13 protein-coding genes are annotated in these 15,372 nt (G+C 72.4%); 3 read left to right on the top strand and 10 right to left on the bottom strand.

From position 1 onward, the window contains the following. Positions 1-118 precede the first annotated feature (118 nt). From LP52_RS19905 to LP52_RS19945, 9 genes are all read right to left on the bottom strand, one after another. Positions 119-1,834: a DEAD/DEAH box helicase gene (locus tag LP52_RS19905; protein ID WP_040275808.1), complete on the bottom strand. Its 1,716-nt coding sequence runs from the start codon at positions 1,832-1,834 to the stop codon at positions 119-121. 149 nt (positions 1,835-1,983) lie between these two features. Next, positions 1,984-2,157, bottom strand: coding sequence for a hypothetical protein (locus LP52_RS27830; RefSeq protein WP_040275809.1), 174 nt, complete (start codon positions 2,155-2,157; stop codon positions 1,984-1,986). Between the two features lie 7 nt (positions 2,158-2,164). After that, complete coding sequence (locus tag LP52_RS19915) at positions 2,165-2,965, bottom strand: class E sortase (RefSeq protein WP_084723352.1); 801 nt, start codon at positions 2,963-2,965, stop codon at positions 2,165-2,167. 463 nt (positions 2,966-3,428) lie between these two features. Next, positions 3,429-3,674, bottom strand: a complete 246-nt coding sequence (locus tag LP52_RS19920; protein ID WP_040275810.1) for a DUF3039 domain-containing protein — start codon at positions 3,672-3,674, stop codon at positions 3,429-3,431. 54 nt (positions 3,675-3,728) lie between these two features. Then, complete coding sequence (locus LP52_RS19925) at positions 3,729-4,316, bottom strand: YqgE/AlgH family protein (RefSeq protein WP_040275814.1); 588 nt, start codon at positions 4,314-4,316, stop codon at positions 3,729-3,731. 122 nt (positions 4,317-4,438) lie between these two features. Next, on the bottom strand, positions 4,439-5,881 hold the full coding sequence (locus LP52_RS19930) for an NAD-dependent malic enzyme (protein ID WP_052810056.1): 1,443 nt from the start codon (positions 5,879-5,881) through the stop codon (positions 4,439-4,441). Between the two features lie 334 nt (positions 5,882-6,215). Further along, positions 6,216-6,938: a cytidylate kinase-like family protein gene (locus tag LP52_RS19935; protein ID WP_040275816.1), complete on the bottom strand. Its 723-nt coding sequence runs from the start codon at positions 6,936-6,938 to the stop codon at positions 6,216-6,218. 238 nt (positions 6,939-7,176) lie between these two features. After that, positions 7,177-8,124 carry a tetratricopeptide repeat protein gene (locus tag LP52_RS19940; protein WP_040275818.1) on the bottom strand — a complete coding sequence of 316 codons (948 nt, stop codon included), beginning with the start codon at positions 8,122-8,124 and terminating at the stop codon, positions 7,177-7,179. Between the two features lie 169 nt (positions 8,125-8,293). Continuing rightward, positions 8,294-10,024, bottom strand: a complete 1,731-nt coding sequence (locus LP52_RS19945) for an acyl-CoA mutase large subunit family protein (RefSeq protein ID WP_040275819.1) — start codon at positions 10,022-10,024, stop codon at positions 8,294-8,296. Between the two features lie 204 nt (positions 10,025-10,228). Between LP52_RS19945 and LP52_RS19950 the strand changes: the two genes are divergently transcribed. Next, positions 10,229-11,476 (top strand): hypothetical protein, encoded by a 1,248-nt coding sequence (locus LP52_RS19950; protein WP_040275821.1) that lies wholly within the window; start codon positions 10,229-10,231, stop codon positions 11,474-11,476. A 28-nt stretch (positions 11,477-11,504) separates the two neighbouring features. After that, positions 11,505-12,752 (top strand): tetratricopeptide repeat protein, encoded by a 1,248-nt coding sequence (locus LP52_RS19955; protein WP_040275822.1) that lies wholly within the window; start codon positions 11,505-11,507, stop codon positions 12,750-12,752. 86 nt (positions 12,753-12,838) lie between these two features. On the opposite strand, the gene LP52_RS19960 is transcribed toward LP52_RS19955, so the two are convergent. Beyond that, a complete protein-coding gene (locus LP52_RS19960; RefSeq protein WP_193790018.1) occupies positions 12,839-13,414 on the bottom strand; it encodes a MarR family winged helix-turn-helix transcriptional regulator in 576 nt (191 codons plus the stop codon). A 221-nt stretch (positions 13,415-13,635) separates the two neighbouring features. On the opposite strand from LP52_RS19960, the gene LP52_RS19965 reads away from it, so the two are divergent. Then, on the top strand, positions 13,636-15,306 hold the full coding sequence (locus LP52_RS19965) for a glycosyl hydrolase family 18 protein (RefSeq protein WP_040275823.1): 1,671 nt from the start codon (positions 13,636-13,638) through the stop codon (positions 15,304-15,306). Positions 15,307-15,372: the final 66 nt, after the last annotated feature.

Consider the following 15,372-nt stretch of genomic DNA (forward strand, 5'->3'; position numbering starts at 1 on the left):
CTCGGGCGACGTGCCCAGCTTGCGAACTGTTTGCCGGTTCTTGCGCGGCCGTCGCCCCGCGCGGACGTGCGAGCGGTGCGCGGCGACAGGACGGGCCGCCGTGCGCCGGGCCGAGTCGCTACCGCTGCCCCGTCGCCCACGCGCGGATCTTGGCGATGCGCTCCCGGATCTGCTCCTGGCTGGCCTGGGCGATGGGCGGCCCGCCGCAGACGCGGCGCAACTCGCTGTGGATCACGCCGTGCGGCTGTCCGGTGCGGTGATGCCAGGCGCCCACCAGCGAGTTCAGCTCCTTGCGCAGATCGGCGAGAACCTCGTGGGCGGGCGGCCCGCTCTCCTGCTCCTTGGGCGCCTTGAGCTCGTTGGCCTTCTGCTCGGACTTGCGCTTGCGCAGAAGCTGGCTGACCTGCTCGGGCTCCAGTAGGCCGGGCAGCCCGAGAAAGTCCTCCTCCTCGGGCGAGTCCGGCGTGCCGCCGCCGAACTCCGAGCCGTCGTAGAGCGCCCTGTCGAACTCGGCCGAGGCCTCCATGGTCTCGAAGGGGATCTCGTCGCCGGCGTCGGGCGTGTCCCGCTTCTTGCGGGACTCCTCGACCATCTCCTGCTCGGGATCGTCGTCCTCGCGCAGAGGGCGGTCGAGCGCATGGTCGCGCTCGCGCTCCAGCTCGCCCGCGTACTCCAGCAGGGTCGGCACCGACGGCAGGAAGACCGAGGCGAGTTCGCCGCGCCGGCGCATACGCACGAAGCGGCCCACCACCTGGGCGAAGAACAGCGCCGTGCTGGTGGTGGTGGCGTAGACGCCCACCATCAGCCGCGGCACGTCCACCCCTTCGGAGACCATGCGCACCGCGACCATCCACCGGTCGTCGGAGTCGGCGAACCGGTTGATCTTCTTGCTGGCGGTGGGGTCGTCGGAGAGCACCACGGTGGCGCCGCGCCCGGTGATCCGGCGCAGGATGCGGGCGTAGGCGCGGGCGTTCTCGTGGTCGGTGGCGATCACCAAGCCGCCCGCGTCCGGATGGCTGTTGCGCACCTCGGTGAGCCTGCGGTCGGCGGCGGCCAGCACCTTCGTGATCCAGTCGCCCTTGGGATCCAGGGCGGCGCGCCACGCCTGGGCCAGCGCGTCCTGGGTGAGCGGCTCGCCCAACCGCGCAGCCAGCTCGTCGCCGGCCGTGGTGCGCCAGCGCATCTCGCCGGAGTAGGCCATGAACATGACGGGGCGCACGACGCCGTCGGCCAGCGCCGGGGCGTAGCCGTAGCTGTAGTCCCAGGCGCAGCGCCGCACGCCGTTGGTGTCCTGCACGTACTCGACGAACGGGATGGGATTGACGTCGGAGCGAAAGGGCGTGCCCGTCAGCGCCAGCCGCCGCGCCGCCGGATCGAAGGCCTCGCGCACGCCTTCGCCCCAGGAGAGCGCGTCGCCGGCGTGGTGGATCTCGTCGAAGATCACCAGGGTGCGGCGGGCCTCGGTGCGGTTCCGGTGGAGCATGGGGTGCGCCGCGACCTGCGCATAGGTGATGGCGGCACCCGTGTACTGCTTGCCGAGTGCGCCCTGCCCGTTCTTGAAGTCCGGGTCGATCGCGATACCGAACGCGGCGGCGGCCTCGGCCCACTGCTTCTTCAGGTGCTCGGTGGGGCAGACGATGGTGACGGAGCGGACGGTGTGGCGTGACAGCAGCTCGGCGGCGAGGGTCAGCGCGAACGTGGTCTTTCCGGCGCCGGGCGTGGCCACCGCGAGGAAGTCGCGCGGCTCCCGGCGGAAGTACTCCTCGTAGGCCTCGCGCTGCCATTGCCGCAGACCGCTCAGCCGGTCCTCGGTGTTGGTGTCGACAAGCGTCATGCTGAAATACCCCAGATGCTCACGGGGACGAGGGTATCCCGCTGCGCCTCGGCGCATGCCGCGTGTCCACGGGTGCGTTCGTCACGCCGCGCCGGGGCGCGGGCCGGCGCGGAGGCGCACCGGCGCCGGAGGCCTGGCGCCGCGGGTCCTCAGCCGCCGCCCTCGGAGGTGTCGACGGCCCCGCTGTTGAATGGCATGTAGGGGTCGATCGCCGGGAAGGCGTAGTACCACAGCCCCGCCGCGACGCCCGCCACCAATACCGCCGCCAGCAGCAGGCGCACCGGCCAGGGGCCCGGGAGCAGGCGCCAGATCAGTCCGTACATCCGCCGATCACTCCCCCTCTGCCTGCTCGTCCGGAGCCATGTCGGCGATGCTGTCGGGCATGCCGTCCTCCTTGGGGCGGGTGTCGGTCAGTTCGGCGTGGACGACCAGCCGGTGGGTGTTGTCGAGCTTGGGTGCGCAGGTGGTCAGCGTCAGCAGGCTGCGCTGCGGGTCGTCGTTGTTCTCGGAGTCGAACGGGTCGGGGTCGACGACCTCGACCTGGTCGGGGGTGACCGTGCGCTCCTCGATCACCTCGTAGGTGTAGAAGTTCTCGGCATCCTCGAGGACGAGCTCGTCGCCGTTCTCCAGCACGTCCAGATCCCAGAAGATGCCGGGGTTGCGGTGCCCGGCAACGGCGTAGTTGCCCTGCTCGCCGGGGGCGGTGGCGTCACCGCCGGAGACGGCCTCGTCGCCGTAGTGGCCCGGGCTGTAGCGGATGTCCTCTTGGGAGACGCCGTTGACGACGACCCACTTCAGGTCCAGCTCGGGGACGTAGAGCCGGCTGTTGGCGGCGCCGGGCATGGCTCCGGCGTCGGGGCCCTGCTCCTCTTGCTCGGACCAGCTCTCCTCCAGGCCCTGGGCGAGCTGCTGCTGCTCCTGGTCGGTTTCCAGCTGCTTGCCGTAGACCTCGTAGGCGGCGAAGAAGAGCATCAGCACACCGGCTGTGAACAGCAGCTCGCCGACGGTGCGCACGATCCCGCGGGCGATGTCGCCGCCGCCGCGGCGGCGCTCAGGGGGCTTCCTGCGGCGCCCCCGGGCGTGGCCCCGGTGCCCGGTGCGGTGCCCATGCCGTTCTCTGGTGGAGACCATGTGACCTGCCGTCGGTTGCCGCCGCCCGGCCGCCCGCGCACAGTGAGCGCATCTCCGTTGCGTGTGGGCGGGGGTGCGGCGGTCGGGGGTGTTGGAGTCGGGTGGCCTCGGGACGCATTCGGCACGCACTGCGCGTTCTTCGCCGTGGGGCCCGAATGCGGCGATCGGCCCACAGTGGAGGGTACCGCGCCCGCGGCCCGCAGGCAGCGATCCCCGCCGAATCCGCACGAACCCGCAAAGGCGGCCATGCACGCTTTCGCGCCTCCCCGGGCGGGCGCGGGAAACGCCGAGGGCGCGGGGCGTCACGCCGCCGCGCCCGTCTCCTCCGGGCGGCCGCCCGTGCCGACCACCGCCCGCAGCGGCCCGGGGGACCGGACCGCATCGCGCTCCCCCCGCGGCACGGCGCTGCCGCCCGCGCGGGATCACCGGGCCGCGTACCGCCCCGGAGGGCGGGACCGCGAGGTCAGCCCTTCATCATCTCCTCGTAGATCTCCTTGCACTCAGGGCAGACCGGGAACTTCTTCGGGTCGCGGTTGGGCACCCACACCTTGCCGCACAGGGCGATCACCGGATTGCCGGTTATGGCGCTCTCAGTGATCTTGTCCTTCTGCACGTAATGCGCGAACCGCTCGCGGTCGCCGTCGTCGTGCGAAACATCCGGCCGGGTCTCACTGTCCGGAAGCACCTTGTTGACAACGTCCATTGCCATCGGGCCCTCACACCTCCTCCATGCTCGTTCCACGGTATCCGGCGGAGCCGGCGCTCAGTTCAGAGTGGGGTCGTCGGGATAGGTCGATACCAAGGCGAGATCCCCGCCCTGGCGGCGCAGCACCCGCGGCCACAGCGACTCGGGCTCGGCGGAGAACACGTCGTCGACCACGGCGGGCACGACGTACCACGCGTCCTCGTCGATCTCGTCGGCCAACTGGCCCGCGCCCCACCCCGCGTATCCGGCGAAGACGCGGAAGCGGCCGAGCGCACCGCCGAGGATCTCGGGCGGCGTGTCGAGGTCGACGACGCCCAGCCCCTCCACCTGCGAGCCCTCGTGCGGAGCGCCCTCAAGGGGGCGCCAGCCCAACGGGGCGTGGTCACCGCCGGGCATGCCCAGCGCCAGCCCGGCCCCGGTGCCCACAGGGCCGCCGGAGAACATCACCGCGGGTTCGGTGGCCACCCCGCTCCAGTTCTCGAGCACCTCGCCCACCGCCAGTCCCAAGGGGCGGTTGACGATCACGCCGAGCGTGCCCTCGGCGGGGTCGTCGTCGACGACGAACACCACCGCCCTGCGGAAGTTGGGGTCCTCCAGAAGGGGGGTCGCCACCAGGAGGCTCCCGGTCAGAGTCGGCTCGTCCATGCTCCACGTCTACCCGCATCGCTCAGCGGAATCCAGTGCCGCCGCGTGACCGGGGAGGCGCACGGCGCTCTGCGCACCCGGCCGCCGGGGTCGGCGGGGTGCCGACAGCGGGCGCCGCCGGGTCACCCCTTCAGGCGGGCCGGGCCGCCCCCGGCCCTGCGCTCGGTGCGCTGGGCCTGCTCGCGCAGCGCGGCGTCGCGCACGGAGGCGGCGACCTGGTGGGCCAGATCGGGCTGGAAGACGCTGGGGATGATGTAGTGCGGACCGAGCTCCTCGTCGGTGACGACGTCGGCGAGCGCCTTGGCGGCGGCCACCATCATGTCGGCGTCGACGTGGTCGCTCTGCGCGTCGAGCAGGCCGCGGAAGACGCCGGGGAACACCAGCACGTTGTTGATCTGGTTGGGATAGTCGCTGCGCCCGGTGGCGACCACGGACGCGTGCAGGTGGGCGACCTCGGGATCGACCTCGGGGTCGGGGTTGGCCAGCGCGAAGATGATGGAGTCGTCGTTCATCTCGGCGACGTCGGGGCCTTCCAGCACGTTGGGCGCCGAGACGCCGATGAACACGTCGGCCCCGCTGACCGCGCCGCGCAGGTCGCCGGCGTAGCCCTCGGGGTTGGTGTTCTCGGCGATCCAGGCGAGATTGGGGTCGAGGTCGCCGCGGCCGGTGTGCACCGCGCCGTGCACGTCGCAGACGACCACGTGCTTGGCGCCGGCGTGCATGAGCAGCTTCAGGATCGCGGTGCCCGCCGCGCCGGCGCCCGACATCGCGATGCGCACCTCGCCGAGGTTCTTGCCGACGACCCGCAGCGCGTTGCGCAGTGCGGCGAGCACGACGATGGCGGTGCCGTGCTGGTCGTCGTGGAAGACGGGGATGTCCAGCAGGTCGCGCAGCCGCTCCTCGATCTCGAAGCAGCGGGGCGCGGAGATGTCCTCCAGGTTGATGCCGCCGAAGCCCGGGGCCAGGAGCTGCACGGTGCGCACGATCTCGTCGGTGTTCTGGGTGTCCAGGGCGATCGGCCAGGCGTCGATGTCGGCGAAGCGTTTGAAGAGGGCCGACTTGCCCTCCATCACCGGCATGGCCGCCTGCGGGCCGATGTTGCCCAGCCCCAGCACCGCCGAGCCGTCGGTGACCACGGCGACGCTGTTGCGCTTGATGGTGAGCCGGCGCGCGTCGTCGGGGTTGGCGGCGATGGCCTGGGAGACCCGCGCGACGCCGGGGGTGTAGGCCATGGACAGCTCGTCGCGGTTGCGCAGCGGCACCTTGGACTTCATCTCGATCTTGCCGCCGAGGTGCAGCAGGAACGTGCGGTCGCTGACCTTGTGCACTGTGACGCCCTCGATCGCACCGAGCGCGTCGACGATGGCCTGGGCGTGGTCGGTGTCGCGGGCGGCGCAGGTGACGTCGATGCGGAGGCGCTCGTGGCCGGCGGAGGCGACGTCCAGGGCGGTGATGACGCCGCCCACGTGCTCGACGGCGTTGGTGAGGCTGCCTACCGCGCTGCCGTGCCCGTCGAGCTCCAGGCGAACCGTAATCGAATAGGAAACGCTGGGAAGGGTGGCCACGAAATGCTCCTTGTGATTCACGGATGTGCCGCGGGGCTGCCACAGGCCTGCCATGCCGTGGGGGGAGGTACGGCGGAGGCCGGGCGGCGCGATCATGCTTCTTGGCGCCGGTGCCGGACGACGGCCGCCGCGGTGGCTGGCAGCGGGAGACGCTGTCGGCGGACGACGGCACCGGTGGGTGCACCTCTCATAGTGCCATCACCGGGAGTCCGTCGGCGCAGGCCCCGAATGAGAAAGCGGCCACGGAGCGGTGCCCCGAGCGGGCGGCGCGGCCGCCGCAGGCCGGCTCGGCGGTGCGGGCGCCGGGCCGGTGCCCGGCCGGCCGGGCGCCCGGTCAGGTATCCCGGGCGCGCTCGCGGGCCATCCGCTCGATGAGGTCGACGCAGGTCTCCAGCGGAAGCGCGGTGGTGTCCAGAACCGCGTGGTACAGCGACGGCGACGCCGGATCGACCCGGTAGAAGCGGCGGACGTAGGCCGAGCGCGCGCGGTCGTTGTCGCGCAGGTCACGCATGGTGGGCGGGTGCCACGGCTCCTCGGCGCCGCCCTGGCCGTCCTCCTCGTCCGCGGCGTTGTCGGCGGAGTCGGCACCGGGTGCCCGCTCGCGCAGCATGGCGGCCTGGGACAGGCGGCGCTCGGGCGGGCCGTCGAGCCGGACGTGCAACGCGCCGGGGCGGTCGGCGAGCACCAGCGCGCCGGCGCGTCCCAGAACCACGCCGCCGGCCTGGGCGACCTCGCGGATGACCTGCTCGGTGTGCTCGACGAACTCCTGGTCGAACAGCAGCCGCCCGCTGCCCTCCGCGGCGTGCACGTAGGTCATGTCGATGCTGCCGGGCGTGGTCGCGGGCAGCCGCGCAGCCCCGGCGAGCAGGCGCTGCAGGCCGGTGGGGGCCCGATCGTCGTGTTCGAGCACATCCTGCAGGGAGCAGCCGATCTCGCGCGCGACCGCCGTGGGGACGGCGCGGTCGACGAAGGCCACGCCGAGCCGCTCGGCGACGGCCGGGCCGACCACGCTGCCGCCGGCTCCGAAGGCCGCCGATACCGTCACCAGGTACGCCATTGCACTCACCGCCAGGTCCGGCCCCGGTGCCCGCCGTGTCGGGCACCCGTTGCCTCGGTGGTACCCGGCGCGGGGCGCCCGGCCACCTTGCGGCGGCGATCCTCGTTCGGGTTCGCGCGCGGGGGCGGGCGTCGGCCGCGGGCGGGCCCCGCGGCGGCGGGCGGCGTGTCAGGCCGCCCGCCGCAACGGTGCGCCGACGCAGCTCAGCGGGATACGCGGGCCTCGGCGCCCGGCCCGCTCAGAACAGCGCGGAGGTCAGGGCGCGGCGGCCCTTGCCCACGCGCGGATCGCCGGGCGGCAGCAGCTCGAACAGCGACAGCAGGTGCTCGCGCGCCTGATCGCGGGCGTCGCCGCTGGTGCGCCGCACAGTACCGACCAGGCGATCGAACGCGTCCTCGACCTTGCCGCCGTACATGTCGATGTCGGCGACGTCGATCTGGGCCTGGACGTCATCGGGATCGTCGGCGGCGGCCTTGCGGCGCTCGTTGGCGTCGCCGAGCCTGCTGACGCGGCCGTAGAGGCGGATGTGGGCGAGCTTGAGCTTGGCCTCGGCGTCCTGCGGGTTGGCCTCGACCGCCTTGGCGTAGACGGCCTCGGCCGCCTCGAAGTCGCCGCGCTGGAGGGCCTCCTGGGCCTCCAGGTCGGCGGCGCTGGCCTCGCCGTCGGCGCCCTGCTCCTCCTCGCCGGCCTCCTGGGGCTCGCCCAGGCCGCTGTACTCCTGGGGCAGCACGCCCTGCTCGCGCAGGCCGTCGAAGATCTGGCCGAGCCACTCGCGCAGCTGGTCGTAGGTGGTCGGCCCGCTCGGGCCGGGAACGACCTGGCCGCCGATCACCATGGCGATCGTCGGTACCGCCTGTACGCGCATGGCCTGGGCGATCTGCGGGCTGGCCTGGACGTCGACCTTTGCGACGGCCCACTGGCCGCCTGCCTCGACGGCCAGCCGGTCGAGGGCGCGCTCGGTCTGGTCCGACTGCTCGGAACGCTGCTGGAGCACCGCTAGGACGATGGGCGCGTTCATCGAGCGCTCGAGGACCTCCTGTTGGAAGTTCTCCTCGGTGATGTCGATGGCATACGGGTTGGCGTTGCCGGACGACTCGTCGGCCTGCCGCTTGGCCTCGCGATCCAAGGCCGCCTTGCGAGCTCCGAGGTCGACCGCGCTCTGCATGGAGTAGTCCGAAGGCTGCATACTTCCATCCTGCCCCATACCGCGGGGGGACAGTGAATGTTATGCGGTGCCGACCGCCTGCGGTCACCGCGCCCGGGCCGGCGGACCGCCCGGCGCCCCGGGCCGGCACCGGCCCGGGCGCCTCAGGCCCCGGGCCGGTGCGGCCGGCCCGGGGCGGCGGCAGGCGCTGTCAGAGGCGCGGTTCCTCGGTGTAGGTGCCGAACTCCTGACCCATGGCCCGGCAGACCTCGCCGAGCGTGGCCTCGGCGCGCACGGCGTCGAGGATGACCGGGATCAGGTTGGGACGGGCGGGATCGCGCACGGCGGCGAGCAGGTCGGACAGCGCCCGGTCCACGGCGGCCTGGTCGCGCCGCTCGCGGCGCTCGGCCAGCGCCTGCTTCTGCTCGCGCTCGATCTCGTGGCTGATGCGCAGGGTCTCGACCTCGCCGGTGACCGAGGAGGTGTGACAATTGACGCCGACGATGCGCTTCTCGTCCTTCTCCAGGGCCTGCTGGTACTGGAATGCGGACTCGGCGATCTCGGAGGTGAACCACCCGTTGTCGATGCCGGCGAGGATGCCCGAGGTGATGGGGCCGATGCCGTGCTCGGCTTCGGCGCCGCCGCCCATGCGCTCGATGCGCTCGAACACGCGCTCGGCCTCCTCCTCCAGGCGGTCGGTCAGCGCCTCGAGGTAGTAGGAGCCGCCCAGCGGATCGGCGACGTTGACCACACCCGTCTCCTCGCGCAGGACCTGCTGAGTGCGCAGCGCGATCTCGGCGGACTGCTCCGTGGGCAGCGCCAGTGTCTCGTCCAGGGCGTTGGTGTGCAGGGAGTTGGTACCGCCGAGCACGGCCGACAGCGCCTCGACCGCGGTACGCACCACGTTGTTGTAGGGCTGCTGGGCGGTCAGCGACACCCCGGCCGTCTGGGTGTGGAAGCGCAGCCACTGCGCGCGCTCCTCGGTGGCGCCGAAGCGGTCGCGCATCCAGCGCGCCCAGATCCGGCGGGCGGCGCGGAACTTCGCGATCTCCTCGAAGAAGTCGACGTGGGCGTCGAAGAAGAACGAGAGACCGGGCGCGAAGCGGTTGACGTCCAGACCGCGCGAGAGGCCCAGTTCCACATAGCCGAAACCGTCGGCGAGGGTGAACGCCAACTCCTGGGCGGCCGTGGCCCCGGCCTCGCGGATGTGGTACCCCGACACCGACAGCGGCTTGAACGCGGGGATGCGCTCGCCGCAGTACTCCATCAGGTCGCCGATCAGGCGCAGGTGCGGCTCGGGCGGGTAGAGCCACTCCTTCTGCGCGATGTACTCCTTGAAGATGTCGGTCTGCAGGGTGCCGTTGAGCACGGAGGTGTCGGCGCCCTGGCGCTCGGCGGCGACCAGGTACATGCAGAACACGGGGATCGCCGGTCCGCTGATGGTCATGGACGTGGTGACCTCGGTCAGCGGGATGCTGTCGAAGAGGACCTCCATGTCGGCCGCGGAGTCCACGGCGACGCCGCAGTGGCCGACCTCGCCCAGCGCGATGGAGTCGTCGGAGTCGTAGCCCATGAGCGTGGGCATGTCGAAGGCGACCGACAGCCCGCCGCCGCCGTTCTCCAGGATCATCCTGTAGCGCTCGTTGGTCTGGCGCGCGTTGCCGAACCCGGCGAACTGGCGGATGGTCCAGGGCCGACCGCGGTATCCGGTGGCGTAGAGCCCCCGGGTGAAGGGGAACTCCCCCGGCCATCCGATCCGCTCGAAGCCGGGGACCTCCGCTTCGTCCGGCGGCCCGTAGACGGGCTCGACCGGTTCGCCCGAGAGCGTGGTCCTGGCCTCGGGCGCGGCGCCGCCCCGCCCGCCGGACCCGGGTGTGCGCGCCGCGTCGTAACGCGCCTGCCAGCGGGCGCGGCCCGCAGCGATGTCTTCAGGATTGGCCATAGTCCAATAGTAGGACGTCCAACTAACCATGCATAGAGGGGCACACCGCGCGGCCCGCCGCGGCTCCGGGGGCGGGCACGTCCCGCCCGAGCATCGCCCCGATGCCGACTCCGCGACGACTCCGTGTCGGCTCCGGCGCCGCGGTTGACGCCGCCGATCCGGCGCTGGAACATGTGCGGCCGATCCCCCTCAGGAAAGAAGCCGATGACTGACGATCGACTCTCCGCCGACGAGCCCCCGGAGGCAGGCGACCGCGACAGGGCGGCGCCGGACCTGGCGCGACTCTCCAAAAGCGCCCGGGCCGTGCTGGACGTGCTGGCCGTCCTGGGACCGCAGGGAGTACCGAAAGCGGCGCTCCGCGAGCAGATGTCGGTTCACCGCTACGTCTTCGCCTCACCCGGCCGACCGCGCTCCGCCCTCGGCAAGGTCGCGCACGTCGCGATCATCCTCAAAGGCGAGGCCGAGGTGGACGCGGCACTGCGCCGACTCGCGAAGAAGGGCGCCGTGCTCGACGCCCGGACCGCGACCGTCCGGGCAAGCGGACCGGCGCGCCGGGCGGCTCTGTCGGACCTGTCGGAGGAAGCGCTGACCCGGGCCGTGGTCGCCGCCGCCGATACCGTGGACGTGTGCTGGACACTCGGCCTGGAGGACGTCGACGCCCCGGAGGATCCCGAACTCGACCCGCCGATGCGCGTCCGCGCGGAAGGGCTCCTGGAGATCGGTTTCGAGGCGCTGGTGGAGGCCGATCACGACCTCTTGGACACCTACGGCTACCGGCTGCGGCACTCCACCGAGCACACCGTCGACGACGAACTGGACCACTGGCGCCGCCTGGTCGCCGAGTACGAGCGTGTGCACGGCCCGGGACGGCTCTCGGTGGCGCTGTGGGAACTCGGGCGCGTCCTCCATCGGCAGAACGGGGACCATGCCCAGGAGGTCGTCGAACTCTACGACGACTTCACCACCGACGCCCGCCGTGCACACGGACCGGCGGCCGCCTCGACGCTCGCCGGACGCGCCGCTCGCGCCGAGGCGCTCACCCGAGCCGGGCGGGCGCAGGAGGCCGTTGCCGACATGGAGTCGGCTCTGGCCGAGGCCGAAGGGGAGCTCGGCGCGTTCTCCGCGGGCACGACCCACCTGCATCTCGCTCTAGCGGCCGCACGCCGCGGGACGGGCGGCAACGAGGAGGCCGAGCGCCGTCTCGACGAGACCCTCCAGGCCTACGAGGCGCAGAGCGGCGGGGACCCCCACGAGACGCTCGACGCGCGGCTGACCTTCGCCCACGGGCTGGAGGAAGCCGACCGCACCGATGCGGCCGCGGAGGCCCTCCGCGAAGTCCTCGCCGACTGCCGCGCGCGGCTGAGGTTCTACGACCTCCGCCGGTGGGCCCTGATCAGCCGGGCCAAGTCCCAGCTCGCCACGTTGGAAACCGATATCGCCGGTGCGGAGTAGCAGTGGCGACCGTCGTCGAAAAGGCCCCATGACCCACCGGCCGGACACCTCCGCATCCGCAGAACCCGGCGAGCCGTCCCGACACGCCCGGGCCCTGCTGGACATCGCGGCGCTGCTGGGCACGGACGGCTTCCCCGAGGAGCTGCTGACCACCTCCAGCGGCGTCCTCGCCTACATGGACGCCGCACCCGGGCAGCCGCGGCTCCCGCGATTGACCGATCGACTGCGCCACCGCCTGCGGAGGCGGGCCGACGCCGGAGCGGTGCGGTCGGCTCTGGCCGAGCTGCGCGCGCTGGGGCAGGTGGCCGACGACGGCTCGGGGACGGTCCTCGTGCACGAATCGGCGCGGCAGCGGGTCTCGGCCGCCTTGACGGGCGAGGCCTGTGCCCGGGCCGTCGCCACGGTCGCCGAGGCGCTCCACGAGTACTGGCTGGACGCCCCCACCGGTGCCGCCCCCGGCCTCGCCGCGGATCCGTCGGCGCCCACCGCCGACGAGCGCGCCGATGCCGACAGGACCATGCTCGCCTGCACCGCGGCCCTCGCCGAATCGGCGGGCGACACGCTGCTGGAGCGGAACACCGACCTGCTCTTCGCCGCCGGCCACCGGATGCGCGAGTCCCCGCAGTATTCGGTCGAGCAGGAGGTGGAGTTCTGGCAGCGGCTGCAGGCCGGTTGCGAGCGCGTGTCCGGCGCCGACTCCGAGGACGCGTTCGGGGCCCGGGAGCAGCTCGGCGGCGCGCTGCTGACCCGAGGCCGGCAGTGGGCCGAGACCGCGGCGCGGCACTACGACGCCCTGCTGGCCGACCGCAGCCGCGCCCGGCCGCCGGGAGACGAAGAGCTGCTCGCCACCCGCGCCAACCGCGGCGAGGCTCTGGCCCGGGCCGGGCGCGCCGAGGAGGCCGCGGCCGACCTGGAGGCCGCCCTCGTCGAGGCCGCGGACCAGGGTGTGCAGTGGCCGGCGACCGCGCACCTGCGCAGCCGCCTCGCCCTCGCCCACCGGCTGGCGGGCGACCCCGACGCCGCCCTGGCGCTCCGCAGAGAGGAGGTGGAAACCGCGCAGGAGAGCTACGGCCGGGCATCCGGCCAGGCACTGTACGCACGCCTGGACCTGGCCCGCGAACTCCGCGACGCCGATCTCCCCGATGAAGCCGCCGAAGCCTTCCGAGAACTACGCGATGACTGCGGCGAACTGCGCCAGCCCGCCGATCCCCTCCGGCGGCGCCTGTTCGACGAGGCCCAGACGGCACTGGAAGAACTGGAGCACGGCGCAGGCTGAGACCGGCGATCAGCGGTTCGGGAGTGCGCGAGTGTGTCGCCGGCGCCGCTCCCGGCTCCGGCGACACACTCGATGGAAGCCGGGTACTACTCGCTCGCGCCGACGCCGGGTGGGACGTCGTCCGAGTGCTCGCCCCGGCGCAGGTCGCGGCGCTCTGCTGCGGGGAAGTCCCCGAACTCCACGCGGAGTTTGGCGAACAGGGAGTGGATCTGCCAGGCCTCCTCCTCGGAGTAGCAGTCCAGTCCGAAGTCCATGGCGACCAGGTCCTGTGTGGCCTGCTCGACGACCTCGCGGCCGCTGTCGGTGATCTCCGCCAGGGTGCCGCGGCCGTCGCTGGGGTTGGGCTTGCGGCGCACGAATTCCTGGCGTTCCAACCGGTCGATGGTGTTGGTGACGCTGGTCGGGTGCACCATCAGCCGCTCGCCGATCTTGCCGAGCGGCAGTTCGCCCGTCGCGCTGAAAGTGAGCAGGACCAGAGCCTCGTAGCGAGCGAAGGTCAGCTCGTAGGGCTTCAACGCGGCGTCGAGCTGGCCGATGAGGATCTGCTGGGCGCGCATGATCGAGGTGACGGCCGCCATCGAGGGGTTTGCGCCCCAGTGGCGCGTCCAGTTGTCATGCGCGCGCTCGATGGGATCGAAGGGAAGGTTCAGCGGGTTGCCCACCCCGACACTGTATCGAGCCGCCGATACCCCCATACCCGTAGAAAGCGCCCCCGCAGCGACTATGCCCAGTTCAGCCCGCCCGTGCCGCGCGACACGCGCTCCGTTGCGGGCCGCACCCGGCCGCGGCGGTTGCACAACCGCACGCATATCCCTTGATCTCGCCAAGACTAATAGTAAAGTTTCCTAAAAATTATCCCCCATCAGGACGGAGCGAGCGCACCATGGCCACCCCCCGCCCCCGACCGCCCGCACGGCTCGCGGCAGCGGCCGCGATCCTCGTCGTCGTTCCACTCGTAGCCGCTACCCAGGCGGCCACGGCCGCAGCCGACACCGTGTCCGGACGGGTCACCGTCACCCAGGTCGAGAACGCGCGCTGGCCCGGCGGATACCAGGCCGAGATCACCGTCGCCAACGGCACCGGCGCCCCGCTGAGCGACTGGACCGTCGAGTTCTCCCTCCCCGAGGGCGCGCAGGTCGACCAGATGTGGAACGCGTCCCTCGACAAGAGCGCCGACGGCTACACCGTGACCCCGCCCGGCTGGGGCGCCACCATCCCCGCCGGTGAGAGCTACACCTTCGGCTACAACGGGGAGCGCTCCGGCCGCGACACCGACTTCACCGCGTGCACGGTCGACGGCGCGCCCTGCTCCGGCCACGAGTACCGCCAAGTCGGCTACTTCACCCAGTGGGGCGCCGCCGACCGCGGGTACCTGGTCCAGGACCTGGTCGAGAGCGGGCAGGCCGAGCGCCTCACCCACCTCAACTACGCGTTCGCCAACCTCGACGAGGACGGGCGCTGCTTCATGACCGACGAGGAGGGCCGGGGCGACGCACACGCCGACTACGGCGAGGCCTATCCCGCGGCCGACTCCGTCGACGGTGTGGCCGACACCTCCAAGCAGCGGCTGCGCGGAAACTTCAATCAGCTCCGCGAACTGAAGGAGCGCTTCCCGCACCTGCGCGTGAGCATCGCCATCGGCGGCTGGGCCTGGTCGGACCACTTCTCCGACGCCGCACTGCCGGAGAACCGCGAGGCCGCCGTGGAATCCTGCGTCGACATGTTCCTGCGCGGCGACCTTCCCGAGCTCAACGGCGCCGGCGGCAAGGGCGCGGCGGCCGGACTGTTCGACGGCATCGACCTCGACTGGGAGTGGCCCGCCACCCCGGGTGAGCCCGGCAACGTGGTCCGGCCCGAGGACAAGGAGAACTTCACCGCCCTGGTCCGGGAGTTCCGCGACCGGCTCGACGCGCTGGAGCGGGAGAAGGGCCGCGAGTTCGATCTGACGGCTTTCGTCCCGGCCAGCACCGGCGCCATCGACGCCGGCTACGAGGTCGGCAAGCTCGCCGACGAGTTCGACTTCATGAACGTGCAGGGCTACGACTTCGCCGGCGCGTGGAACCCCGCCACCGGCCACCAGTCCAACGTCCGGGTGCCCGAGGACTCCCCCGCCGACGCCCCGCGCAGCTACGAGACCGTCGTCCAGGCCTACCTGGACCGCGGCGCCGACCCCGCGGACCTGGTCATGGGCGTCCCGTTCTACGGCCGGGGCTGGACCGGCGTGCAGCCCGGGCCGCAGGGCGACGGCCTGTGGGGCGAGGCCGACGGGGCCGCACCCGGCGAGTGGGAGCCCGGGTTCAACGACTACAAGGTCCTAAAGGACTACGCGGGCTCCGACGGCTTCGAGCTCTACCGCGACGACCACGCGGGAACGGCGTGGCTCTACAACGGCACCGAGTTCTGGAACTTCGACGACCCGACGTCCATCGCGCAGAAGGCCGCCTGGGCGCGTGAAGCCGGACTCTCCGGCGTCATGAGCTGGTCGCTGGACGGCGACGACGCCCGGGGCAGCCTGGTCAGGGCGTTCGACGGGGAGCTGAACGGCCGCGGCTGACCCGCGCACCCGCCGCCGGGGCCGACCGGGCGCAGATCACGCCTCCGGTCGGCCCTTCCCGGCGCC

The sequence above is a fragment of the Streptomonospora alba genome (genome assembly GCF_000826685.1).
In the GTDB taxonomy this organism is placed as follows: domain Bacteria; phylum Actinomycetota; class Actinomycetes; order Streptosporangiales; family Streptosporangiaceae; genus Streptomonospora; species Streptomonospora alba.

What these genes read in the sequence shown, in the direction of transcription:
- LP52_RS27830 (WP_040275809.1), bottom strand. Translation starts at nt 2,157, where the DNA reads ATGTACGGACTGATCTGGCGCCTGCTCCCGGGCCCCTGGCCGGTGCGC.
- LP52_RS19965 (WP_040275823.1), top strand. Translation starts at nt 13,636, where the DNA reads ATGGCCACCCCCCGCCCCCGACCGCCCGCACGGCTCGCGGCAGCGGCC.
- LP52_RS19945 (WP_040275819.1), bottom strand. Translation starts at nt 10,024, where the DNA reads ATGGCCAATCCTGAAGACATCGCTGCGGGCCGCGCCCGCTGGCAGGCG.
- LP52_RS19950 (WP_040275821.1), top strand. Translation starts at nt 10,229, where the DNA reads ATGACTGACGATCGACTCTCCGCCGACGAGCCCCCGGAGGCAGGCGAC.
- LP52_RS19915 (WP_084723352.1), bottom strand. Translation starts at nt 2,965, where the DNA reads ATGGTCTCCACCAGAGAACGGCATGGGCACCGCACCGGGCACCGGGGC.
- LP52_RS19955 (WP_040275822.1), top strand. Translation starts at nt 11,505, where the DNA reads ATGACCCACCGGCCGGACACCTCCGCATCCGCAGAACCCGGCGAGCCG.
- LP52_RS19920 (WP_040275810.1), bottom strand. Translation starts at nt 3,674, where the DNA reads ATGGCAATGGACGTTGTCAACAAGGTGCTTCCGGACAGTGAGACCCGG.
- LP52_RS19925 (WP_040275814.1), bottom strand. Translation starts at nt 4,316, where the DNA reads ATGGACGAGCCGACTCTGACCGGGAGCCTCCTGGTGGCGACCCCCCTT.
- LP52_RS19940 (WP_040275818.1), bottom strand. Translation starts at nt 8,124, where the DNA reads ATGCAGCCTTCGGACTACTCCATGCAGAGCGCGGTCGACCTCGGAGCT.
- LP52_RS19935 (WP_040275816.1), bottom strand. Translation starts at nt 6,938, where the DNA reads ATGGCGTACCTGGTGACGGTATCGGCGGCCTTCGGAGCCGGCGGCAGC.
- LP52_RS19905 (WP_040275808.1), bottom strand. Translation starts at nt 1,834, where the DNA reads ATGACGCTTGTCGACACCAACACCGAGGACCGGCTGAGCGGTCTGCGG.